This is a genomic window from Sphingobium sp. JS3065, assembly GCF_026427355.1.
Classification (GTDB): domain Bacteria; phylum Pseudomonadota; class Alphaproteobacteria; order Sphingomonadales; family Sphingomonadaceae; genus Sphingobium.
Map to the genome: position 1 here is coordinate 1,848,998 of NZ_CP102664.1, position 24,331 is coordinate 1,873,328.

Genomic DNA, 24,331 nt, shown 5'->3' on the forward strand with positions numbered 1-24,331 from the left:
CATTAATGCCACGAACCACACTCAGGTCGCCGTGAAAGAGAGCCACGGGGACGACGAGCCGATCAGCATTCCACCACATTGACGGCCAGGCCGCCGAGGCTGGTTTCCTTGTATCGGCTGGCCATGTCCTCCCCCGTCTGGCGCATGGTTTCGATCACCGCGTCCAGGCTGACGATGTGGCGGCCATCGCCTTGCAAGGCGAGATAGGCGGCGTTGATCGCCTTCACCGCACCCATGGTATTGCGTTCGATGCAAGGTATCTGGACCAGGCCGCCGATCGGGTCGCAGGTGAGGCCCAGATTATGCTCCATGCCGATCTCGGCGGCGTTTTCGATTTGACCGTTGGTGCCGCCAAGAACGGCGGCAAGACCTGCGGCAGCCATGGAGCAGGCCACACCGACCTCTCCCTGACAACCCATTTCGGCGGCGGAGATTGAGGCACGCTTCTTGTAGAGGAAGCCGATGGCGGCGGCGGTGAGCAGGAAGCGGCGTTCGCCATCCCGGTCCGCGCCGGGAACGAAGCGGCGATAATAATGCAGCACTGCCGGGATGACGCCCGCCGCGCCATTGGTGGGCGCGGTGACGACGCGGCCTCCCGCGGCATTTTCCTCGTTCACCGCAAGGGCGAACAGGCTGACCCATTCGAATATCTGCGCGGGGCCGAGGGCGTTTTGCTGCAACACCAACCGGTTATGGATGGCGCGGGCGCGACGGCGGACCTTGAGACCGCCGGGGAGCAAGCCCTCTTCCTTCAGGCCGCGGTAGATGGAGGCGCTCATCGCGTCGATCACGCTGTCAAGGAAGGCTTCGGTTTCGCCCTGGGCGCGCCAGGCGCCTTCATTGCGCAGGACCAGGGTAGCGATGCTGAGGCCAGTCGATTCGCCCAGGCCAAGCATTTCTGCGCCGGAGGAGAAGGGATGCGGCTGAACGACATTGTGGCCGAGCGGCGTACCGGCGGCGATCTCCGCCGTGCCGGGCAGGACTGCGCCGCCACCGACGGAATAATAGTCGCGGACAAGGGGTTTTTCCTGCCCTTCAAACCATGCGGAGAAGCGCATGCCATTGCTGTGCGCCTCCATAAATTCACCCATGCGGAAAAGCAGGTCGGTCCCTTCGTCGAAGGGGATGAATTGACCGGCGGCGCTGCCCGACTGGATGCGGCCTTCGCTGCGGATGGCGACCAGGGTCGCGGGGATGGCGTCTGGGTCGACGCTTTCGGGACGATGGCCGGACAGGCCGAGCAATATCGCCGTATCGGTGGCGTGGCCTTTGCCGGTGAGGGCCAGCGAGCCGTAAAGTTCGCATTGCACGCGGATCGGAATGGCTGGCAACGAGTCCATGAACATCAGCGCCGCGCGCATCGGGCCGACCGTGTGCGAGCTGGACGGGCCGATACCGATGGTGAACAGGTCCATGACGCTGATCGCGGCAGCGGCGTCGATGCGGGATTTGGTCACGCCTTAATAATCCTTCGAAACGCGGACGTTGGCGCTTTCACGGCCAAGCGTGGAGATGGCGGCGAGCAGCGAGAGCCAGCGCGTGACCTGATATTCGATGCGGGTGGCGGAATAGCCCTGCCCGTCGGTGATCAGTTCCACATAGGTCTTGCGCGTCAGATATTTGCCCGCCGCGATGGACGTACCCTGCCCCTGATTCGGATCGGCGGCGATGATGCGCAGCCGGTCGAGGCCCGCCGCCCTGCGCACGGCGTTGATCGGGTCGAGGCCGCCCTGCCCCTGGAGCGAGCCGACCGCCGAGGCGAGTTGCAGCGCTTCGGGCGCGGACAGGTTGACGATGGACGTGCCGAACAGGATGCGGGACAGCAGTTCATCCTGCGGCAACGCTGGGACGCTGGTGAAGGTGATGACGGGTTTCAGGCCGGTGCCGCCGACATGGATGGTGGCGGTCAGGTCGCTGACATTCGCCTCCGCATCGATATCCAGCGTCGGGTTGACGGGCGTGCGGCCGTCGAACTGGATCTTGCCTTCCTTCAGATCGAAGCGGCGGCCCGCGAAATCATAGGTGCCGCGAACGAGGGTGGCGGTGCCCGCTATGGCGGGGCTGGCGACGGTGCCGCCAATGTCGAGATCGGCGCGCCATTCGCTTTCGAGGCCGAGGCCCGTTACGATCAACCGGTTGCGGGCGCGCGCCTTGATCGCCAGCACCCAGGGGGCGATGGTGCGAGGGCGCTCTATCTCATCGCCGCGCCGGTTGATCTCGATGACCCTGAGTTCGGGGATTTGCGCCACGGCGGCGGCGCGGCCCATGGTGAAGCGGCTGCGATTGAGGATCAGGTCGCCGCCGATGGTACCGCCCTTGCCGGTGGAATTGAGCGTGATCGGGCCGGTGACGGTGGCGGCGATATCGTCACGCTCCAGCAGGGCGGCGTTTTCAGCCTGAAGGCGCAGGTCCATGCCGACGCCCCCCAGCCCCATGAAGGTGAAGCTGCCGGTGCCGGTGACGCTGCCGCCATTTTGCGCGGTGGCGCTGAAATCGGTCATGACCAGTTGCGCGCCGGAGAAGCGCCCCCGCGCCTTGACGTCGTGCAGGCGCATGCCGGTGACGGGGCTGTTGATCGCAGCGCCATCGGTGGCGAGCGCGCCAGTGATGACCGGGTCGCCCAGCGTGCCCCGCGCATCGGCGGTGACGCTGACGGGGCCGGATATGTCGACAATCTCCACCCCGGTCAGACGCCAAAGCGTATCGGCGGTGCCGTTATAGCGAAGCTGCGCGAAGAGCGGGGCGCGGTTGAGGCGCTCGACCAAACTGCCTTCAGACCCAAGCGGGGTCAGCAGCGCCTGGGCGCGACCGATGGTCTGGCCGTCCGCGACGAAGATCATGCGGGTCGCCAGCCGGTCATGGGAGAGAACCGCATTGACGCCTGCGTCGACCGGGCGGGAACTGAGCGACAGGCCGGAACGGGACAGGCCACGCACGCGCAGTTCCGCCTTGCCGGTGGGCATGTCGCCACGGGTATGCACATAGCTGAGCGAACCGGTGGCCGTGCCACCCAGGCCCAGATTGTCATAGGCGATGTCCAGCAGCGAGAGGGGCAGCTTCTCCAGGCGCGCTTCGATACTGGTGGTCTGGCCGCTTAATTCCCCGCCAAGCTGGAGCGATCCGCCCGCGAAGCTGATCGACGCGGGGTCGAGGCGCCAGCCGTCCTGGGTGCGGGTGAAGATGGCGGCGCGGGTCAGCCGGATCGGGCGCTTGTCGATGGTGCCGCTGGCCTGGATCTGGATGCGGCCGGGTTCGACCTGCGCTTCGCCGGTAAGGTCGAACAGGCGACCGCGCTGGCCGGAGACGCTGGCGCGGACCTTGCCGCTGCCATCGACCAGTTCAGCGTTGGCGGCAAGGCGGCCGATGGAGATCGCGCCGACGCGCACGCCCCGCGCCTGCGCGGTGGCGTTGATCGATGTGCCTGCTGGATCGAGCAGGATCGTCGCGTCCAGCTTGCCCCGGCGGACGGCGATGCTGGTCGGGCCGTCGAAGCTGGCGTCAGTGGCGTCCAGCTTCAGGATGAGCCGCTGAATGCCGTTGACGGGCGCGAAGGCGACGGTCCCGATAACCGGGCCGCTGACATTGAGCGTGCCGTCAAGGCCGCCGGTGACCGGGCGCAGGTCACCGCTTGCGGTCACGCCGGATGCCGTCACGCGGGCGATCCGGACGATGGCCTGGCCGCCGGACGGCAGCAGGATCGCGCCATTACCGGTGAAGGGGCCAAGCGTCGATCCGCCCTCCGCCGTGAAGCCGTAGCCCGCCGCGTCGGGGACGAGGTGGACGTGCATGTCGGTGACGCCCAGTGCTTTCAACGGACTTTGCAGGATCACGTCGACGGTCGGGCGGTCGATCTTGCCGTCCAGGGTCAGGCGCAGGGGGCCATAGCTTCTGTGCCGGCCGCTGCCTTCGAAATGGAATGTGCCGTCGCGGCGGCGATAGCCCTTGGCCGCAAGGACGATCAGCGGCGCTTCAAGATGGAGGTTGGTGAATTGAAGCTGCCCGTCCGGCCCAAGCGTCAAGCCGCTGCGCAGCACGGGCAGGCCGCCGCCCAGCGAACGCAGGAAGCTGTTGTCCAGCCGCCGCATCCGCGCCATCGCATTGCCGCTGAGCGTGAAGGCGCCCTTGGGACCGGGGATGGCGCGCAGTTTCGACGTCAGGTCGACGATGCCCAGGCCGCGAATGGCAAGGCCGCTGATCTGCCCGTCCAGGCCGAAATCATAACGGCCCGTCTTCAGGTCCGCGACCATGATCAGCTTGCCGCGCAGCTTGTCGGATCGCACCGTCATCGGGTTGCTGACGATCTGCTGATCCTTGAGTTGCAGCACCCCGTCCAGGACGAAATTGCGGATGATGCCTTCGACCAGTTCGCCCTGCCCGTCCAGGCGGCGGGCGCGCAGGTGGACGGGGATCAGCGCGGGACCGCCCCTGGCCTTGCGCCCCTTCCCGTCGGCGCGGACATCGTGGATCACGGTCTTGCCGAAGGCCAGTTGCTTCGCCGTCAGCAGATATTCATAGCCGAACGCCCCCAGCGGACCGTCCAGGCGGATGCGGGCGGCGATGTCGCGGCCATTCATCGACTTGAGCAGCGCCTGCGGGCGGGCGAGCTTCACATCGACAAGCAGATTATCGAGCGCATTGTTGCGCAGGTCGATGCCGCCGTCGGCGCTGAGGTCGATCGCGGTGGAGCGGAGCGAGAGCTTGCCGTCGATCACCCGGTCGGTCATCGATCCGCTGGCCTGAATGGTGAGGCGGGGGGCGGAGAGTCGCTGGAACAGGCCCTGCCCCGCTATGGCGGAGCCTTCGATGGTGCCGGTGGCGGCATAGTTTCCGCTGCGGGCCGCGAGCTTCAGGTCGATGGCGGGTTCGCTGTCGAGCGTGCCCGCCAGGCGCCCGTCCCATCGGGTCCAGCTACCCCTGCCATGGATGCGCAGGTTGGCGTCCTGCCGCAGGCCCGCCATGACCGCCAGCACGCCTCCCTTGGGGGCGTTGACCGTGACGTCCAGGTCGAACCTGTCGTCGTCCGGGCGGCTGTCGAGCGCAATGTTGAGCGCATCCTCGCCATTCAGCACGCGGGCCGAAAGGTCTATGATGGCGCGGCCGCCGCGAATGTCGGCGTCGCCCGACAGCGTGGCCTGTTGCACCTTCCCGGTGACGCCCCGGTCGATGATCAGGCGGCCGACGGAAAATTGCATCAGGCGGATGTCGAAACCGGGCAGGATCGGCCCCTGCCGCTCGCTGGGGTTGAGTTTCGGCAGCTTGTGCAGGGTCGCCTGCGGTATGACGAGGCGGTCGATGTCCAGCCGGTTATAGGCCCAGGCGAAGGGCCACCAGTCCAGTTCCACCCTGGACGCGTCGAGGAAGGCGCCCTTGGGATCGGACAGGGTGAGGCCGTGGAGGATCGCCTTGCGGTAGATGCTGCCCTCTATCCGGTCGACATGGATGCGCAGGCCCGAAGGCGGGCTGATCCGGGCGATCCGGGCAACGAGGAAGCGGTGGCCGGACGTGGTGTCGAGCCAGGCCAGCGCACCCGCCACGATCAGCAGCAGCGTGGCGATGATGCCCGCGACCCAGCGTTGCCAGCGGCTATCCCAGGCGCGGCGGCGGCGCGGCGGGGCGGCGGGCGAATCTGGCGCCATCAGAAGGCCTGTCCCAGCGAGACGTAGACGGCGACCTTCGGATCGCCAGACTGCGGGTTGAGCGGCGTGCCGACGTCGATGCGGATCGGGCCGAAGCTGCTGTAATAGCGCACGCCCAGCCCCGCGCCGATGCGCAGGTCGCGGAAGCGGGGCAGGAAGCTGGTCGAGATATTCCCCGCGTCGACAAAGGGCACGACGCCGAAATTGCCGAAGCGTATGCGCGATTCCAGCGAGAATTCGGCCAGGCTCTTGCCGCCGACCGGATCGTCATCCGGGCCGTAGCGCGGTCCGATCGCCTGATAGCCATAGCCGCGCACCGACGCGCCGCCGCCCGCATAGAAGCGCCGCGACGGAGCGATGCGGTCGACGGTCGACCCCAGGATCGTGCCGAAACGGGCGCGGGCGGCAAGCACGATGCGCTCGTTCATCGGTTGATAGACGCTGCCGTCAAGTTGCACGCGGGCATAGCCAAAGGTCGTGTTCTGGAAGGAAAGTTCGGGGCTGAGGCGGCCACCCAGGCGGAACCCTCTGGTGGGGTTCAGCAGGTCGTCGCTGCCGTCATAGGTGAGGCTTAGGGGAACGGCGCTAATAAGGAAGGTGCGGCGGTTGCCGTTGCTGAACGCATCAGCCTCGTCGGAGGCGATCAGTTCGCCGCCGATGCGCCAGACCCATTTCTTCTGGAAGAGGATGTTGGTCTGGCGCTCCAGCGACCCCGACAGGGTGACGGTGCGGGCATCATAGGCGTCGCGCCTGATATTGCTGACCGACAGCAGGCCCGTCAGCACATTGTCGCGGCGGCGGAAATTGTTGCGGCGATAGGTGAAGGAGGCCGTCTGCTCCTGCGTGCCGACCACGCCGCGCAGGGTCACGGCGCCTTCGGGCGGGAAGAAATTGCGATGGGTCCAGCTCACTTCCGCGCGATAGCCCTCGCCCGTGCCGTAACCCAATTCGCCCGCGATAGTGCGCAATGGCGCAGGTTTGGCGTCGATGGCCAGGTCGACATGCTCGCCGTCGCCCGCGTCCTTCGGCGTCATCGTCAGGGAGGAAACCAGGCCTGTGGCGACCAGCGCCTGCCGCAAATCCTCCACGTCCGACGCCATATAGGGGTCGCCGGGGTGGAAACGGGCGATGCGCTGGACATGGCGGGCGCTGAACAATCTCCGATCGCCCATGACGATCTTGCCGAAGGTGCGATAGGCGCCGGGATTGACGACGATATCCAGATCGCCCTTGCGTTCTTCATGGTCGATGCGGACTTCCGGTTCGTCCACCTTGCCGAAGGGGAAGCCGTTTTCCGCAAGCGCGACCGCCAGCGATTCCCGGCCCGCAAGAATGGCATCGGCATCGACGGGATCGCCGGGCTTGGGCGGGAATGCGGCCCGCAATTTCGCTTCACGCTCGCCGGTGGTTTCCAGGCCCGTCAGATCGACGGAGGAGAGAAGATAGCGGGCGCCCGGCACGATCCGAAGGGTGACGGCCAACTTGTCGCCGCCCGGCGGCGGCGCGGCGACCCCACCACGGACTCGGGCGGCATAATAGCCCTTGGCGCGCAGCAGGCGGTCCAGCAGGTCGCTGTCCTCCTTGATGCGACGGTTGATCTGGGCGAGGTTGGCGGGTTCCCCCTTCCCCAGATGCAGGGCCGATAATTCATTGAAGCGGGTGTTGAACTGGACGTCGGCAATTTCTTCCACGCCGGTCAGCGTGACGGTGTAGCGGCGCTCCTCACCCGTGTCCGCGAAAGTGACGGCCTCCTCTGCCGGTTCGTCGGAGGCTTCCGGTGCCTCGGCCTTTTGCTGCGCGTCGGGGGTTTCGGGCGGCAGTTCGACCATCGGAGTGACGGCGTCCGGCTGGCCCATGTCGGGCCAGTCGACGCCAATATCGGGCATCGGCGCAAGGGCGGGATCGGGATCGGACGGGGCGCCGGTCTGGGGCGCCGTCTGCGCATAGGCGACGGGCGCGAGCAGAAGCAGCGGCGCGAGAAAGCATCGGGCAGCTTGCGGAAGGCCTGAAATGCGGCGGCAGGTCCGCAAACCGGTGTTCATAGGTCTGATCTAGACCAGTTATTGGGCAAATGGCCAGCCCCCAAGATCATGCCGGGACAGCCTGTGCGGCGATTCGGGCTGGAGCGTGCGATGGATGGAAGCCGACGCCCCTGCCCCCTCCCATTTGCGGAGGAAAATGTCTGCAGATGGCCATTTGCAGACCTTGCACAGGCCCGCTTGGAATAGCGGCTAAGCGCTGAAACCCACCGACAGAAACTCCGGCACCGGGCCGTTCCAGCCGACATCCGGGCCATCGTCGACCGATTCGTACCGACGCGGGCGAGCGCCATTGCCTTCCGGACGGGCCGCACGCGGTTCTTCATGACGCCGTTCGTCGCGGCGCTTTTCGGACTTGCGGTCTGGCCGCCGTTCCCTGTCCGCCTTGCGCGGCTCCTCCACGGCGCGTTCCGCCGGAGCAGCCGCCATCGGCGCGTCGATCGTCTCGATCTGCTGCTTGATCAGCTTCTGGATATTGTCGATCGCCTCGGCATCGTCCGCCGTCACGAAGGTATAGGCGACCCCCTTCGCCCCTGCCCGGCCGGTGCGGCCGATGCGGTGCACATAATCGTCCGGATGCCAGGGCGCGTCGAAGTTGAACACATGGCTCACGCCCTTGATGTCCAGCCCGCGCGCCGCCACGTCCGACGCCACCAATATGTTCACCGTCCCCGCCCGGAACCGCTCCAGTTCCGCGATCCGCGCCGACTGGTCGATGTCGCCGTGAATCTCGCCCGACTTGAAGCCATGGCGCTGGAGGCTCTTGTTAAGGTCACGCACCGTCGTCTTGCGGTTGCAGAAGATCACCGCGCTCAGCACGTCCTCGGCCTCCAGCATGGCGCGCAGGGCCTCACGCTTCTTGCGCGAATCGACCTTCACCAGCCGCTGGGTGATGTTGGTCGAGGCCGTCGCGGGCCGCGCCACCTCGATCGACTTGGGATTGCTCAGGAACCGGTCGGCCAGTTTCTTGATCACCGGCGGCATGGTCGCGGAAAACAGCAGGGTCTGCCGCTGGGCGGGCAGCTTGGTGCAGATTTCCTCGATATCCGGGATGAAGCCCATGTCGAGCATCCGGTCGGCTTCGTCGATCACCAGCATGCTGCAGCCGTTGAGCAGGATCTTGCCCCGCTGGAACAGGTCCATCAGGCGGCCTGGCGTCGCGATCAGCACGTCGACGCCCTTTTCCAGGGCTTTGAGCTGATCGCCCATTTGCACGCCGCCAATCAGCAGCGCCATGTTGAGCTTGTGATATTTCCCGTATTTCTCGAAATTCTCCGCCACCTGGGCGGCGAGTTCGCGGGTCGGCTCCAGGATCAGCGATCGCGGCATCAGGGCGCGGGCGCGGCCGTGGGCCAATATGTCAATCATCGGCAGCACGAAGCTGGCGGTCTTGCCCGTCCCCGTCTGGGCGATGCCGATAATGTCCTTCATCATCAGCACGGGCGGGATCGCCTGCGCCTGGATGGGCGTGGGCGTGTCATATCCGGCCTCGGTTACGGCCTTCAATAATTCGTCGGAAAGGCCGAGATCGGCAAAAGTCATTCAAATGTCCGGGACAGGAGGCTATCCACCGCATGGAAACGCAGAGGAAATCGCGCGCGCCTTGCGGAAATATCGCTCTCTTGTCAAGAAAATCGCGAAAGTGACGCGCTTATTCGTCGGGTTCGGCCTGTTCCAATCGCCGGAAACTGTCGATCGCGCAACTGGCCCCGCTGCGCGCCTGCAACTCGTCCCGCCCCGAACAGAGCGACCCGTCCCCATCCGGCTCGACATAGAAGCCTGAATAAAAGCCCATGCTGTTGCACCCGCGCTCCAACCGGGCGCGGTATCGGTGATTGTCCGCCAGCAACAAATCTATGGCATTGTCCATGATGATGCTGGCTGACCGAATCGAGCGGAGGGCAATGCAGCGCGGCCCCTTCTTTTCCTTCCATCCATCCCGCGCTTCCGGTTCGGGACGAGACGGCGCGCGTCCCTTCCTCGCCATCGGCACGCGGATGATGATGCGTTGCTCGATCGACAACTGCGCCCATTGCACAGGATCGGCGGCTGGCGCATTCATCAGCAGCAGGACGGAATAAAGCAAGTCGAACCCCTTTTGGGACGCAGACGCTATGGGCCACAGGTTGAACCGTCGATGAATTTCAAGGCATAGGACAGTCCCATGATAGGACAAGAGGTTATCGCCGCCTTCCAGCATCTTCTGGGGCCAAAGGGCGTCATCACGAACGCGGACGACATCGCCCCCTGGGTCGGCGACTGGCGTGGCCGCTATCATGGCGCCGCCGCCGCGATCCTTCAGCCGGATTCGACCGAACATGTCGCCGCCGCCGTCGCACTGGCCGCGAAATGGGGGGTGCCGCTCGTGCCGCAGGGCGGCAACACCTCCATGGTCGGCGGCGCCACGCCCCCTGCGGACGGCTCCGCGCTGATCCTGTCGTTGCGCCGGATGAACCGCATCCGCAGCCTGTCTCCGCAAGACAATCTGGCGATTTGCGAGGCCGGGGTCATCCTCTCCAACCTCCACGACGCCGCCGCGGCCGAAGGCAGGCGCTTCCCCTTGAGTCTGGGCGCCAAGGGGTCTGCCACCATCGGCGGGCTGATCTCCACCAATGCGGGCGGCACGCAGGTCCTGCGCCACGGCACGATGCGCGCATTGGTGGAAGGGATAGAGGCGGTGCTGCCCGACGGCAGCGTCTTTGAAGGCCTCGACGCCCTGAAAAAGGACAATCGCGGCTATGACATCAAACAATTGCTGATCGGCGCCGAAGGCACGCTGGGCATCGTCACCGCCGCGTCGCTGCGCCTGGTTCCCGCCATCGCCGCCCGCGCCGTCGGCTGGATCGGCGTCCCCTCCCCCACGCAGGCGCTTGCCCTGCTCCGCCTATGCGAAGCGCGGCTGGGCGACAGCGTGGAAGGGTTTGAGGTGATCGCCGACGACGGCCTGGGCCACGTCCTCTCGCACATAGCCGGCACCCGCTGCCCGATCGGGACGCGCACGCCGTGGCATGTGCTGATCGAGGTCGACCATGGCGACCTGCGCGAACCCGGCCCCTCCGAACGGCTCGAAAGCGCCCTGGCAGAGGCGCTGGAGCAAGGCATTGCCGTAGACGCCGCCATCGCCGCCAATGAGGCGCAGGCCGAAGCCTTCTGGCGCATCCGCGAATCGCTTTCCGAGGCCGAACGCGCGCAGGGACCGGCGCTCCAGTACGACATCAGCGTTCCCGTCCCCCGCATGCCCGCCTTCATGGTCGATGCGGCGGCGGCGGTGGAGAAGAGCTTTCCCGGCACCACCGCCTCCTCCTTCGGCCATCTGGGCGACGGCAACGTCCATTTCCACGTCCGCGCCCCCAGCGGCACCAGCGACGGCCCGGCCTGGATCGCGGCGGAGAGCCAGGCGATCAACGCCTTCGTCCACGACGCGGTGGTCGCGGCGGGCGGCTCCATCTCCGCCGAACATGGCATCGGCCAGATGAAGCGCGCCGAACTGGGCCGCCTCGCCAGCCCGGCGCGTCTCCACGCCCTGCGCGCCATCAAGGCCGCCTTCGACCCCCAGGGCATCATGAACCCGGACAAGCTGATCCCGCGCCCCGAAGAAGGCTGACGACAGCCCCATATCGGACGCCGCTCAGCGAAAGCGATTGCCTCCAGCGCCCAAGGGCTTTATTCCCTTCTGCCCAGTATCAGGCCAGCGGCGCACAGGAAAATGCGCCGCTTTTTGTTGGAAATGGACTTACACATCATGGCAAGCGCGCCCGCGAACGGCCTTCCCGTCTTCTACAACGACCTTATCCCGCTCAGCAGCGTCGATCACGCCGCCTATCGCAGCCGTTCGGTGGATTCGGCGCCCTTCCTCACCACGCAGCACGCCATTCCGCTGACCGTCGATGAATTCGTGGCCGCCCAGCGCTTCGTGCCGATCATCTTCTCTTCCGGCGACGAGCCGGTTCCGCTGGCGCTGATGGGCCTGAACGAAGGCGTCAACACCTTCCTGGACGATGAAGGAAAATTGCGCGGTCCGGCCTATGTCCCCGCCTATGTCCGCCGCTATCCCTGGATGCTGGCGAAGCTGCGGTCCGACAGCGACGAACTGTCGCTCTGCTTCGATCCGACCAGCGATGCCATCGGCACGTTCGAGGAGGGCCAGCCGCTGTTCGAGGACGGCAAGCCCAGCGAACTGACCCAGGGCGTCCTCAAATTCTGCGAGGATTTCGAGCAGGCGGCCGCCCGCACCGGCCAGTTCATGAAGGATCTGACCGATCTCGACCTGCTGATGGACGGCGAAGTCGCGATCCAGGTGCCCGGCAACGACCAGCCCTTCGTCTATCGCGGCTTCCGCATGGTGAATGAGGAAAAGCTGCGCGACATGCGGGGCGACCAATTGCGCAAGATCAGCCAGAACGGCATGCTGCCGCTGATCCATGCCCACCTCTTCTCGCTCCAACTGATGCGCGAAGTGTTCGAGTCTCAGGTGGCGCAGGGCAAGGGGCCGATCGCCCTGCCGACAGAGGCCCAAGCTGCTGAAGCTTAATGGAAATTAAGTATCCATGACGAATATTTAGGGAGAAAGGTTGCGTAAAGCCACTTGAAACTCTGCGCAACCTTCTCTATCTACCGAACATGCGATGCACCTGCCCCCCTTTCGGGTGTGTCGTATGGGCGCCTCCCCCTTTTGGAGGCGTCTCCTCCCTGAACCTTGGCCACCCCATGCGAATGCATGGGGTGGTTTTTTATGGGTCGCAGGAAAGCGAGCGGGTTTCGCTTGACGACACCGGACGCCCCTCTTAAAGGCGACCCCTGCCCGTCGCCCAGCGCGACCAGCGGCCCCTTCGTCTAGCGGTCAGGACGCGGCCCTCTCACGGCTGAAACACGGGTTCGATTCCCGTAGGGGTCACCACCTTCCCTTCTCGAAAGGTGCCATTGCGTCCCGTAAATGGCTGTTTTCTGCGGATTTTCTGTGGTATGATCGTTCCACACGGAGCGACTGGATACCACCCTATACCAGCAATTCGATGGTAGTTCTGATGGTAGCCGTTCGCTCCCCTCGTGGGAGATACCATCATGGCGTTGACCGCCGTTGCCATCAAGGCGGCCAAGGGCCGCGAGAAGCCCTATAAGCTCACAGACAGTGACGGCTTGTTCCTGTTCGTCACGCCCAAGGGTGCGCCCCGGCTCCGCTGGCGGGTCTTCCGGTCACTCTTTCGCCGCCCATCCCATTCCGGGGTGAGTGCAGTTTGGAGGAGTAGGAAAATGAACGCTGTTATCGGTCCCAACCCTACACATCAAAACTTGAACCCAAATCCGATGCCGTAAGCCATTGGTTCCCCGGGCGATCCGAGATCAGCCGCGGCACCCTCGGAACCCTGAGTAAGATATTTGGTGTCCGTCAGGTTACGACCGAACACGCGGATTTTGTATCGATTGTCGTCAAACCCGTAAGAGATCTCTCCGCCAAGGATTCCATAACCCCGCTGGCGAATGCGGTTTGCAGGCTCCCAGAAGAACCCGTCGTTGTAGGTATAGCTAGCGCTCAGGCCGAGTTCGCCTGCCCCGATCGGAACCGTGTAATTGAAGTTGAGGCTAGCCGTCCAATCCGGCAGACGGATCATTTTCTTTCCGGACAGATCACCCGCGCAGTTGAGATTGCCGCCAGTAGCGGGTCCGGTCGTCGTCGGAACAGGTGTACAAGTTGCGGGCTTGGGAACGCCGATCGGACCGTTGGGGAAGGACTTGTAAGTCCCGTGAGACAGCGTCATGTTCGCGCCGAACTCAAGCCTTCCCAGCCCAACTTCAGGCAGAACTCGCAGTTCAGCTTCTCCACCGTAGCTCTCGGCCCGAGCAGCATTAAGGGTCTGGCTTCCCGTCGGCGTCACCTGAGCAAGCTGAATGTTCCGGTAATCATAGTAGAACGAGCTGACATTCAGCCGAACCCTTCTGTCGAGAAATTCGGACTTGAAGCCAATTTCGAACGCATCAAGCCTCTCGGGTTCCAGCGCCCCGCGGGGCACACTTGGGCCGTCAAAACCGCCGCTCTTGAAACCGCGATTATATGACGCATAAGCCATGACGTTATCGCCCAGTTCATGATCGATGCCGATGCGCCACGACAGGGCCCCGTCGTTGCTCGAAAGACCGAGGGACGCATTCAGCAGTGTGCCGGGAGGACTCGCGTTGCCGGCAACGGCGAAACGCCTGCCGTCGTACACGGTCTCGTCGCGGGTATAGCGCAGGCCGGCCGTGATGTTGGTTCTGGGGTCAAGCTTGATGGTCGCCTGAGCAAACGCGGCATAAGACCGAGTTCTCTGGCGAGTGACGCGTCTTGCGTTGACAGACGCGGAGGCAGAATTATCTATCTGGATATTATTGTACTTCGAAATATCCTGGAAGTAGAATAACCCGGCCGTCAGATCGAATGCGTCGCTCTTTCTCGTGATCAGAAGCTCTTGCTGGAAGCTGTACTGATCGGTATCGGAAAGAACGTCTCCGCCCCTTGCGGGCGATCCATCAATATCCCACCGATTTATATTGGACGCATGCTGCCATGCTGTCGTGCTCTGCAGAACCAGATTGTCCTGGATATCAAGATCGGTCCGGAGACTAACCCCCGCATGAGTGCCTTTACCGCCAGACGGCGCCGCTCCCCGGTTGTCATAGATGCTGATGGCCCCTGTGTACCCGTCAGCCGACACGCTGCCGGGAATTGTTACCCGGGCCAGGCCGAGATCCCCGCCGATGTCGGTGTAAAAGCCGGTCAAGACGAACGACAGCGCTTCGCTCGCATCAACGCGCAACTTGCCGCGGACGCCGGTTTCCCGGCTGGAGTTGACATCCTGGCCGGTGATCAGGTTCTTGCCCCAGCCCTGACCCTGGTGCTTGTTATAAAAAGCGATGTTCGCGGAAACATTGTCGCTTATCGCACCATTGATATATGCTTTTTGCGTATTGGTGCTGTAGTTTTCGAAAGTCGCTTCCGCTTTCAACTCGAACTTGTCGGACGGATCGCTGGTGATGACATTGATCAGGCCGCCAGTGGCATTGCGCCCGAATAGCGTGCCCTGCGGCCCTCGCAGCACTTCGATACGATCGACATTGCTAAAGCTGAAAAAGATGGCGCCGGTGTTGGGAATGTAGACGCTATCGACATATAACGCGACCGGATTTTCAATGCCCAGGGGCGACAGCGCCGAGCCCACACCTCGCATGAACGGCTTTATATTAAAGACATTCCGGCTTATGACCAACCCAGGCGCAACTTGCGGCAGGTCCGTCGTAGTCGTCACGCCGGAACGGACCAGAGCTTCCCCAGTGACTGCGGCAATCGAAATCGGAACCTTCTGAAGCGACTGGGCGATGCGCTGGGCCGTGACAATTATTTCATCCGGGCTGACGGCGTCTGGCGCTGATTTCTTCGACTGGGCAAGTGCTGGTATGGCATAAAGACCAATAGGGATTACCACGCACGCACTAAAAATCTTGCTTTTCATGCATAACCCCCTCGTTTGATAGTATAGTTTTCTGATTCTATGCAAAAACTATATGCCTGTTTCCATCCATTCACAATTTCGCCGGTCGGGATATTACAACTGTACTGATGCATGTAGCTTGCTTGGGCTCGATCCACTTTCGGCGCGGTAGCGCGGACCCCAAGAATGACACTCTGCATGCGGAACGCCGGGCATATTCGTGCCGCGCGAACCGGTGAGGCCGCGCCCTGATCGGTGCAGCAGTTCATGCCCAGCCAGGCAGGATTTTCAGGCTGGCGCGAGATTATCGACGGCGGCTCTCCACCTGCTCACACCGGGGTATTTGGGCAGGAGTGCCTTCACCTCACTGGCATATGCAAGCGCCCCGAGCTGGGCGGCAACGGCGATATCGGCGATGGTGATCTGAGAGCCAACAAGCCAGCCGCCCCCGTGGACGAGACGTTCAATCGCGGTCAAATGCCGCACCACGTCTTCGACAACCTCTTCCTGGCTCTTGCGGCCGATCCCCTGATACCCTGTCCGAGTCCGCGTCTTTTCCAGCAAGAGGGCGCGAACCTGCTCGGTTGGCATTCCGGGCATCGTCGCCAGAAATTCAGGGAGGGCATGATCGACGTTCTGCTCCCAGGACAGCCGCATCGTTACTTCATAGAAAAACAGGCTCTCATCCGCCCAATCTTCAAATATGTGAACCGCGCTGGCGAGCTTGGGATCTTCGGGGATCAAGGCAGGGGCGGGAAACTTCTCTTCCAGGTAATGGGCGATGCGCGTTGAATCCCAGACCGCCGTATCGCCATCCAATATGGCGGGCACTTTACCGCGAGGGCTTATGTGGGGAATTTGGTCAATCTCATTGCGAGTGACTTCTTGAATCTCGAAAGGGATCGATTTGAAATTCAGAATTCGCCGCACCTTCTCGCAAAACGGCGATGTCGTAAATTGGTACAATCTTATCATTTTTTGTACTCCAAGTACAAATCGGCCCCTTGGACCTTCATCGCCACGCCCCCGGAAGCATCCGCAACATTACGCCGCGTCCGCCTCCGTCTTGAAGCGCACTCCCTTGCGACGGCTCGGCAACGCCTGGCTCAGTTGCCTGAGAATACGACCTCGCCCGCATCCACCCGGACCTCGGCCAGGCGATTAAGCCGGTCGGCAATCAACTCCTTTGCCTCGCTCATGATGCGGTCGATCAACTCGGCTACCGACGGTACATCGTTGATCAACCCGGCAACCATGCCGCAAGACCATGCGCCGGCGGCAACATCGCCCTGCTTCATCACGCGCGGATAAATTCCGGCGACCTCGGGAGCGACATCGGCGAAGGTAATGTCTGCGCCCAAATTCCGTTCCTTCTCGAGAAGCCTTTGAACGGCGGCGTTGTTCAGCACTCGCTCGGTGTTTCGCAAGGGCCGAAGCACCAGTCGCGTGTCGAGTTCCGAAGCTTCGACCAATGTCTGCTTCACGTTGTCGTGGACAGGTGCCTCTTTCGTGGCGATGAACCGCGTCCCCATATTGATGCCGTCGGCGCCTAGCGCCAGCGCCGCGACGAGCGAACGCGCGTCGGCCATGCCTCCCGAAGCAATGAAGGGGATGGACAGTTCCTCCGCAGCACGCGGGAGCAGGATGAAGTTCGGAATGTCGTCTTCGCCGGGATGCCCGCCGCATTCGAACCCATCGACACTCACTGCGTCACAGCCGATCGCCTGCGCTTTGAGCGCGTGCCGAACGGACGTGCACTTGTGGATGACCTTGACGCCCGCATCCTTCAGGAGCGGCATCCAATCCTGCGGATTGTTACCAGCCGTTTCGACTATCCTGATTCCCTCTTCAATGATGGCCTTCACGAAGCCCGGATAGTCCGGCGGGTTGACGGATGGCAAGAACGTCAGATTCACGCCGAACGGCTTGTCGGTCATGCCCTTGCAACGAACGATTTCTTCGCGAAGCCCCGCCGGGGACCCGAGAGTGAGGGCCGTGATCATGCCAAGGCCGCCTGCGTTGGAAACGGCTGCGGCAAGGCCGGCCAGGCCTACGTGGTGCATGCCGCCCTGGACGATCGGATGTTGTATTCCGAACAGTTCGGTAATGCGTGTCTTCATTGAACGTGTCCATGTGCAGCTGTGCGGTCGGCAGCACTCTCGGTCAGCTGGGCCGCGACGTTGGTCGAAAGGGCCACCGTCCGCCTCATTTGCGACGATCCCCTGCTTGAGCTTTAGCCCCGCACCGGCAGGTCGCAAATACGCAAAACGAGGATGGTGAAATCTACTTCATCTGTAATGTGCAACTGGCAATCGCGCTTCGGATTCGCCAGACTCACTTCGCCCGCGATACGCGATCGGTCATTCCGACCGATCGCGTTTATCAGCGGGTTGGCGGACCCGACGACCCTGCTGGCGCCGGAACCCGAAGAACCTGATGGTAATCAGATATCCTGGAATACCGGGGGGCGGCGTTCCTGGAAGTGGGCCACACCTTCCTTGAAATCGTCGTGCGTCACGCAGAGCCGGACCTCGCGAAGTGCCGTAGCGATCGCCTCGTCCAGATTCTGGAACTGCGCTTTCCAGAACTGGGCCTTGATCACCGCCATCGAGCGCGGAGAGACGTTTTCAGCCAGGTCGCGAGCATAGTCCTGCACTTCCTGACGAAACGTTGCCGCAGGTATGACACGGCTGACAAGTTGCAACCGCCGAGCCTCTTCCGCTGAAATTTTTCGCGAGGACAGCGACATTTCCAGTGCGGCCGGAAATCCGACATATTTCGGAAGTATCCAGCTGACCCCGTGCTCGGCCACAAGGCCGCGACGGGCAAATCCGGTCAGGAACATCGCGCTATCCGATGCCAGGCGCACATCGGCGTACAGGGTGAGAACCATCCCGATTCCCACTGCCGGGCCGTTAACGGCGGCGATGACCGGCTTTTTCACGCGCAGGAAATATCCGAATTGCTGGGCGTTCTGGAGGTGTTCGTCAATCGATGGACCAAAGTCCGAGCGAAGCCGGCTTTCAAAAATCTCACTGTCACCGAACTCGTTTGATAAGGGCACCTTGTTGGCAAGGTTTTGCATATCTGCCCCTGCACAGAACCCGCGACCGGCGCCCGTCAGCACAATCGCCCTGACGCGCGCGTCGCTGGAAGCCATCGACACAACGTCGCGCAGTTCGGCATTCATCTCTGACGTGAGCGCATTGAGTCGGTCGGGCCTGTTAAGCGTAATCCACGCCACGCGATCCTCGATCTCGTACATGATGGTGTTTCGTTGTTCCATCGAACGCTCCATGATTATGGAATATATTTAACTTACCGAATGGTATTTCTTCGGCTTTATTCTGGCCTGGTCGCCAAGCCCGGCTGCTGTTTTTTTCCTCATCCTGGTGGACGCAGCTGTCGGGCAGAGCCGCGCCGCGACGAACCTTGCCCCGCCGTCAGTTGGAACCCCGGATCGTGGGTTTCCCGAGGAGGGTATCGGCTATGATCCGCTGCTGTATCTCGGAGGTGCCTTCAAAGATTTTCGTGAGGCGTGCGTCTCGCCAATGGCGTTCGACCGCATGAAGCGTCGTGTAACCCGACCCGCCATGAATCTGCAGAGCCTCGCTCGTGACACGCTCGGCCATCTCCGCCGCAAAATATTTGACCATCGAGGTGTGCACCCTCTCTGCTCTCCCCGCGTCGATTTCCGTGCAGACATGGTGCAAGAGCTGGCGGGCGGCCTCGATCTCGGTGGCCATGGTGGCGATCTTGAAGCGAATCGCCTGGAAGTCCGAGATCGGCTGGCCGAACTGTATACGGTCCTTGGCATAAGCGATCGCGTCCTCAAGCGCGCCTCTTGCCAGGCCGATCGAGCGCGCGGCGGTGTGCGCTCTGGCCAGGCTGAGGGAGTGGGCGGCAGCGTTGACACCCCCTCCCTTGTATCCGAGCGGCGCTTCGTCGATCGACTGGATGGGAACGCGAACATCGTCAAAACGAAGCTCCCAGGTCTTCCAGCCAAAATATCCAATCTTGGGAATGGGGTTGCCCGTCACGCCCTCAGGGAGTTGTCCGGCCGGCTTCTCCACCGGAATGATCGCCGTTCCGGCCCTGCCTGGCTGCGCCTCCTCACCCTCTACGCGGCAAAGAACACGAATGAAGTTGGCGCCATCGGCAAAAGTGCACCAGTATTTGTTCCCGCTGATAACCCAATGATCGCCGTCCTTGCGTGCCCGGCAGCTTATGCCTGACAGATCCGAACCGGTCCCGGGCTCGGACAGGGCGCTTGCGCCCAGATATCGACCCCGCGCCATCAGGCGAATTTTCTCCTTCCTTTCTTCACCGGACCCGGGGACAGTCAGGTATCCGGCATTGCCGCGCGCGATGATGCTGGAAGCGCTCATCCAACCGCGAGCGAGCTCCTCCGCAACCAGGCAGAATTCGAAAGCTCCCAGTCCCAGACCGCCAAGCTCTTCCGGGATGAGGATACCGAAGAAACCCAGGTCACCCATCTTCTCGATAAGTTCACGGGGCATGTCACCGCGCACGGGATCCAGCCTGTTTGCTAATGGCAACAGTTCCTTGCGCACAAAATCGCGAGCCATATCCCGCATCTGGATACGCTCTTCTGTCATGTAGCCAATGGACGGCGCTTCGTTCACATCAACCACGACATTATCCCATCCCTTTCCTGTTTGATTTTGATTGTTTTTACGTCAATATGGCGAGGCGAGGAGCCGACCTGTTTATGCGGGGGCCGTCTCCCTGTCCTTATGGGCGGTCAACGGCGGTTTTGCCTCCACGGCCGCCCGGATGAACGCCGGTCTGCCAAGAAAGGCGGCCAGCATGCCTGCGACCGCGAATATCAGGGTGCACATCTGCATTGCCGATCCAAGATTGTTCACCCCCGGAACCATGAGGTCGCCAACTGCGCCCACCACAAGCGGGCCCAACCCGAATCCCACCAGAGTGAAGAAGGTAAGAAAGATCGCGGATATGGAACCGCGATGGGCGTCCGGCGTGGGGATCTGGCAGCCTGAATAGCTGGTAGGGCCGCTCACCGCGCCCGCCAAATAGAACAGCATGAACGCAGCCGCAGCCGCTGGCACGCTTGGTGACATCGTAAATGCCAGGATGAAGATCGGCGACAATCCCAGGATCACCAGAAGGATGAATGGCTGTATCCCCGGGGAATTCCGGGTCAGGCGATCGTTCAGCCAGCCGCCGAACAGGTGACCTGCCGGTCCGGCTATCAGCACGGTTGTTCCGACCAACGCGCCGGCCTCGGCTGCCGTGATTCCGAATTTGCGCACATAAAAGCTTACGCTCCAGGCGCCGAGCATCTGAACAATCGCGTTGAACAGCGCGAAAGGCAGGAAGATCGACAGATAGGCCGCCTTGTTTCGGTAAAAGTGCAAAAGGGCATCGGCAAGCCGCGTTTTCGGCCCCTCCACGGGCCTTCTCGGTGGCTCGCGCAGAGTCAGGAGCAGAACTACGGTGAGGACAATGCCGGCTATCCCCCCGGCCAGGAAGACCGTCTGCCAAGCAGCAAAGCCAAGGTCGGCGAGAATCCGCGCGCCGGGCCCCGCCGCCGTGCTCCATCCCAATATTGCTCCTCCGATCGAGAAGCCCGCCGCACGCCCAAGCGAGGAACCTGCCGTGAAGATCGAGATGCCGAGGCTTCGCTTCTCCTCCGAGAAAAGGGAGACGATGATCGATACCGCCGAAGGCATCAAGGCGGCTTCGCCCAGACCGACGGCGAGGCGCGCGAACAACAGTTCCGCAAAGGTGTCGGCGAATGCGCAGGCGAACGTCGCCGCGCTCCAGAACGCAACCGCACCCGCGATGATCCACTTTCGGCTCACGAGGTCCGACAACCGGCCGAGCGGTATGCTGGCCAATGCAAATGAAAGCACAAAGGCAGGCCCCTGGAGCACACCCAGCTGGGTGTCGGTCAGCGACAGGGCTCGCTTCACGTCCTCGAGCACGACGCTGAGGAGGTATCTGTCCATGATGGAGGCAATGTGCGCGCACGACAGTAGCACGGCTACGTACCATATGTAGGAAGTCGCTTTTTTTGGCTTCCAGTCGACCGGCACGTAAGACAACGCTTCTACCCCTCACATTTTGTGGCATGCCACGGACGATCGATCGGCAGGTTTTTGATCGTGCACTGGACCCTTGTTATCGGGAGTGGGCCGCCTTTGCGCGCAGATACTTGGCCTGTCGGAATCCATTGCACCTGTATTGAAGCTCAAGGATGCCCAACCTGCCTCCAGCGACGAACGCATCAAAGCGCCCGGTTCGTTTCTCGAGGGCGCGGGGGGGGGCAGCTGGGCGTTGCCACGACCGTTCCGCCCCGGTCACAGAACTTCAAACAGCCCCGCGGCCCCCATTCCACCGCCGACGCACATCGTGACGACGACATGGCGCACACCGCGTCTTTTGCCCTCGAGCAGCGCGTGGCCGACCATTCGAGCGCCCGACATCCCGTAAGGGTGACCAATAGAGATCGCGCCGCCGTTGACGTTCAGCCGGTCGCCGGGAATGCCTAGTTTGTCCTGGCAGTAAAGCACCTGCACCGCGAAGGCCTCGTTCAACTCCCAAAGGCCGATGTCGTCGATGCCCAGCCCAAACCGCCCGAGCAGCTTGGGCACAGCGAAGACGGGCCCGATGCCCATCTCGTCCGGTTCGGTGCCTGCGACCGCCATGCCGACATAACGGCCCAGCGGAGCCAGGCCCCGACGGGCCGCAAGGTCAGCCTCCATCACGACGCAAGCCGATGCGCCGTCCGACAGTTGCGACGCGTTGCCCGCAGTGATCACACCGCCCTCCACGACCGGTTTGAGCGCAGCAAGACCCTCTGCGCTCGTCTCCGGCCGGTTGCCCTCGTCCTTGGCAATCGTGATCTCGCGTTTGGTGATTTCTCCTGTCGCCCTGTCGGCGATGGCCATCGTCGCCGTGACCGGCACGATCTCGGCATCGAAAGCTCCAGCCCGCTGCGCCGCCGCGGTCAGCTGCTGCGAACGCAGGGCATAGGCATCCTGCCGGTCCCGTCCGATTGCATAGCGCTTGGCGACGATTTCAGCCGTCTGCAGCATCGGCATGTAGATGTCGGGATGCATCGCCTTCAACTCGAGGTCCGGATCGTTACGAAGGCTTTTGGTCTGGACCATGGAGATGGATTCCACGCCGCCCGCGGCGACGATATCCATGCGATCGACGATGACTTGCTTGGCCGCCGTCGCTATGGCCATCAGTCCGGATGCACATTGCCGGTCAACCGTCATGCCCGGAACGGTAACCGGCAGACCGGCTCGCAGGGCCGCGGTACGACCGATTGTGTGCTGGACGCCTTGTGGCAACGCCGAGCCGAAAACGAGGTCGTCAACTTCCTGCGGATCGATGCCCGAACGTTCAACTGCGGCACGAATGGCATGCGCGGCCAGGGTTGGCGATGGCGTGATGTTGAACGCACCCTTGTAGGCTCTGCCGATCGGCGTGCGGGCGGTGGAAACGATAACTGCGTCGCGCATTCATGACTCCTGACAATGATATCTGGGGAAAGATACTTCGCGTTCGCCTTGCCTGGCGACGTCCAAACCTTTGCCCTGTCCGGCTGCCTTCGGCCCCCATGTCTCCGATCTTCGCTATCCGGCCATCCGCCAGGGCGACATCGGCCACAAAGCGCTTGTTGCCCGTGCCGTCGATCACGGTCCCGTCCCGGATTATGACATCGCACTGCATCTGCACCTCCTGAGCGATTTGGCCTCGCTGGTAGAGCCCAGCCGAGGCAATCCGGCCAAGCCCAAGTGCCGTTTAATGTGCTTCCAAATCTGAATTGCGCAGCACCATCCCCGGCAAGACGCAACCGGTCAACGTGACGGCCAGGATATTGCATCTGCAATTCCCCCGGCCCCTCATGTCTTGGTCGATGCGGGCAAAGCGATGTATGCATCCTGCGCTAAAATGTGATCGCCGTGCTTAACGGCACGCCGCGAAGAAGAGCAGATTGCCTGCCTGTACGTTGAAGCCGGCGGATGGCATTCGGACGACCGAAGTGACACAGAGAGTGAGGATTCCGTTTACTCAGAAAAAATCATGGCGGGCCGGGGGCACATGCGCAGCTCCAGGATGGGAAACGGAAACCCAGCCGATTGGTGGCAGACATCAGCCCGCGGTCAGTGAGCGACGTAGTGGAATGACGCCGCCGCTTACCACGTAAAGTCCGCTCAGGCGGCCGATGCTCGTTGGTCGAAAGATCCGGCGATTGCTTCCTTGTATCCGATCTGAAACTCGCAAAGAGCGCTTAGGATCGCGTCACGGTTCTCTTGAATCTGCGCGCTGAGACCGCCTACCGCCACCGCCATCGGCATCGTCGCGACGGTCCCAACCACGGGAACCGCAATGGTGCTTCGCCCCGGAGACATAGTTCCGCAGGTTTCGGCGTAGCCATTTCGCCTGACGGTGTGCATTTCCGCAACAAATTCCTTCGGCCGCACCCACTGCCGTTCATCCGCGACTTCCGCATTGCAGCGCCGGACGAGAGCTTCGACTTCAGCGTCCGACTTTTGGCTCAAAAGCATCTTACCCACAGATGTGCACGTAATTGGACGCAACATTCCAGACTGCACCAGCAAATCCGGATTTTGCGGCATCCGGACAAGAACATATTGTGAATAGACAACGTTCTGGATACCCAATATCACGGTCGCCCGCATTTTGAGCACTTCGCAGAGTTGAGCCGACAAGTGATCCAGCCGACGTTCAATCAATCCTTGTTCACTGAATTGACGTTGAACCCAGCTGCCCAGCAACATTATCCGTATTGACGGGATATACGTTCGATGCACCCGATCATACTCAAGATAGCCAAGCACCGTAAGATTACGCAAAAGCATGCTCGCGCTGGGCTGCGGAATGCCAAGTGCTCGCGTAATCTCTGCAACCGTCATTGGTCGCTGGTGCAACGAGAAGAGCTCGAACAAGGCCAAAGTCCGTTCGGCAGATTTCACATGCCGCACATTCCCTGCGGGCTCGAGCCATGGCACGATATCTTGCATTTCTGCTACAAGGATACTCATTACCCTCTCCGTGCCGTGTTTTATCATACGGCTACCAGTTCTATGGCGGGATTCGAGGTGCCGTACAAGACCTATATTACATATGTAATCAAGCCTTAGCCAGCTGCGTACTCCTGCCTTGAGCT

General features: G+C 62.4%; 15 protein-coding genes and 1 tRNA gene. 3 read left to right on the forward strand and 13 right to left on the reverse strand.

The window, feature by feature from the left end; genetic code table 11:
* Window positions 1-62: 62 nt before the first annotated feature.
* The 5 genes from NUH86_RS08820 to NUH86_RS08840 all read right to left on the reverse strand — a co-directional run bounded on the left by NUH86_RS08820 (window position 63) and on the right by NUH86_RS08840 (window position 9,761).
* Window positions 63-1,457, reverse strand: coding sequence for an L-serine ammonia-lyase (locus NUH86_RS08820; RefSeq protein WP_323748982.1), 1,395 nt, complete (start codon window positions 1,455-1,457; stop codon window positions 63-65).
* Between the two features lie 3 nt (window positions 1,458-1,460).
* Window positions 1,461-5,636 carry a translocation/assembly module TamB domain-containing protein gene (locus NUH86_RS08825; RefSeq protein WP_267249158.1) on the reverse strand — a complete coding sequence of 1,392 codons (4,176 nt, stop codon included), beginning with the start codon at window positions 5,634-5,636 and terminating at the stop codon, window positions 1,461-1,463.
* Window positions 5,636-7,678 (reverse strand): autotransporter assembly complex protein TamA, encoded by a 2,043-nt coding sequence (locus NUH86_RS08830; RefSeq protein ID WP_267249159.1) that lies wholly within the window; start codon window positions 7,676-7,678, stop codon window positions 5,636-5,638. The genes NUH86_RS08825 and NUH86_RS08830 overlap by 1 nt, the downstream gene beginning before the upstream one ends.
* A 189-nt stretch (window positions 7,679-7,867) precedes the next feature.
* Window positions 7,868-9,217 carry a DEAD/DEAH box helicase gene (locus NUH86_RS08835; RefSeq protein WP_267249160.1) on the reverse strand — a complete coding sequence of 450 codons (1,350 nt, stop codon included), beginning with the start codon at window positions 9,215-9,217 and terminating at the stop codon, window positions 7,868-7,870.
* 109 nt (window positions 9,218-9,326) lie between these two features.
* Window positions 9,327-9,761: a hypothetical protein gene (locus NUH86_RS08840; protein WP_267249161.1), complete on the reverse strand. Its 435-nt coding sequence runs from the start codon at window positions 9,759-9,761 to the stop codon at window positions 9,327-9,329.
* A 78-nt stretch (window positions 9,762-9,839) separates the two neighbouring features.
* Here NUH86_RS08840 and NUH86_RS08845 point away from each other — a divergent pair, with 78 nt between their 5' ends.
* From NUH86_RS08845 to NUH86_RS08855, 3 genes are all read left to right on the forward strand, one after another.
* Window positions 9,840-11,279 (forward strand): FAD-binding oxidoreductase, encoded by a 1,440-nt coding sequence (locus NUH86_RS08845; RefSeq protein ID WP_267249162.1) that lies wholly within the window; start codon window positions 9,840-9,842, stop codon window positions 11,277-11,279.
* Window positions 11,280-11,417: 138 nt separating this feature from the next.
* The gene (locus NUH86_RS08850) at window positions 11,418-12,206 is read left to right on the forward strand and encodes a SapC family protein (protein WP_267249163.1); all 789 of its coding nucleotides are present in this window, start codon (window positions 11,418-11,420) and stop codon (window positions 12,204-12,206) included.
* A 291-nt stretch (window positions 12,207-12,497) separates the two neighbouring features.
* Window positions 12,498-12,572, forward strand: a tRNA-Glu gene (locus tag NUH86_RS08855).
* Window positions 12,573-12,957: 385 nt separating this feature from the next.
* Here the strand turns inward: NUH86_RS08855 and NUH86_RS08860 are convergent.
* The 8 genes from NUH86_RS08860 to NUH86_RS08895 all read right to left on the reverse strand — a co-directional run bounded on the left by NUH86_RS08860 (window position 12,958) and on the right by NUH86_RS08895 (window position 24,206).
* Window positions 12,958-15,159 (reverse strand): TonB-dependent receptor, encoded by a 2,202-nt coding sequence (locus NUH86_RS08860; RefSeq protein WP_267249164.1) that lies wholly within the window; start codon window positions 15,157-15,159, stop codon window positions 12,958-12,960.
* A 267-nt stretch (window positions 15,160-15,426) separates the two neighbouring features.
* Complete coding sequence (locus NUH86_RS08865; RefSeq protein ID WP_267249165.1) at window positions 15,427-16,113, reverse strand: glutathione S-transferase family protein; 687 nt, start codon at window positions 16,111-16,113, stop codon at window positions 15,427-15,429.
* 131 nt (window positions 16,114-16,244) lie between these two features.
* Window positions 16,245-17,258: an NAD(P)H-dependent flavin oxidoreductase gene (locus NUH86_RS08870; protein WP_267249166.1), complete on the reverse strand. Its 1,014-nt coding sequence runs from the start codon at window positions 17,256-17,258 to the stop codon at window positions 16,245-16,247.
* A 323-nt stretch (window positions 17,259-17,581) separates the two neighbouring features.
* Window positions 17,582-18,424 (reverse strand): enoyl-CoA hydratase-related protein, encoded by an 843-nt coding sequence (locus NUH86_RS08875; RefSeq protein ID WP_267249167.1) that lies wholly within the window; start codon window positions 18,422-18,424, stop codon window positions 17,582-17,584.
* Between the two features lie 157 nt (window positions 18,425-18,581).
* Window positions 18,582-19,793, reverse strand: coding sequence for an acyl-CoA dehydrogenase family protein (locus NUH86_RS08880; RefSeq protein ID WP_267249168.1), 1,212 nt, complete (start codon window positions 19,791-19,793; stop codon window positions 18,582-18,584).
* A 75-nt stretch (window positions 19,794-19,868) separates the two neighbouring features.
* Window positions 19,869-21,221: an MFS transporter gene (locus NUH86_RS08885; RefSeq protein ID WP_267252077.1), complete on the reverse strand. Its 1,353-nt coding sequence runs from the start codon at window positions 21,219-21,221 to the stop codon at window positions 19,869-19,871.
* Window positions 21,222-21,485: 264 nt separating this feature from the next.
* A complete protein-coding gene (locus NUH86_RS08890; RefSeq protein WP_267249169.1) occupies window positions 21,486-22,658 on the reverse strand; it encodes an acetyl-CoA C-acyltransferase in 1,173 nt (390 codons plus the stop codon).
* Window positions 22,659-23,354: 696 nt separating this feature from the next.
* The gene (locus NUH86_RS08895) at window positions 23,355-24,206 is read right to left on the reverse strand and encodes an IclR family transcriptional regulator (protein WP_267249170.1); all 852 of its coding nucleotides are present in this window, start codon (window positions 24,204-24,206) and stop codon (window positions 23,355-23,357) included.
* Window positions 24,207-24,331 lie beyond the last annotated feature (125 nt).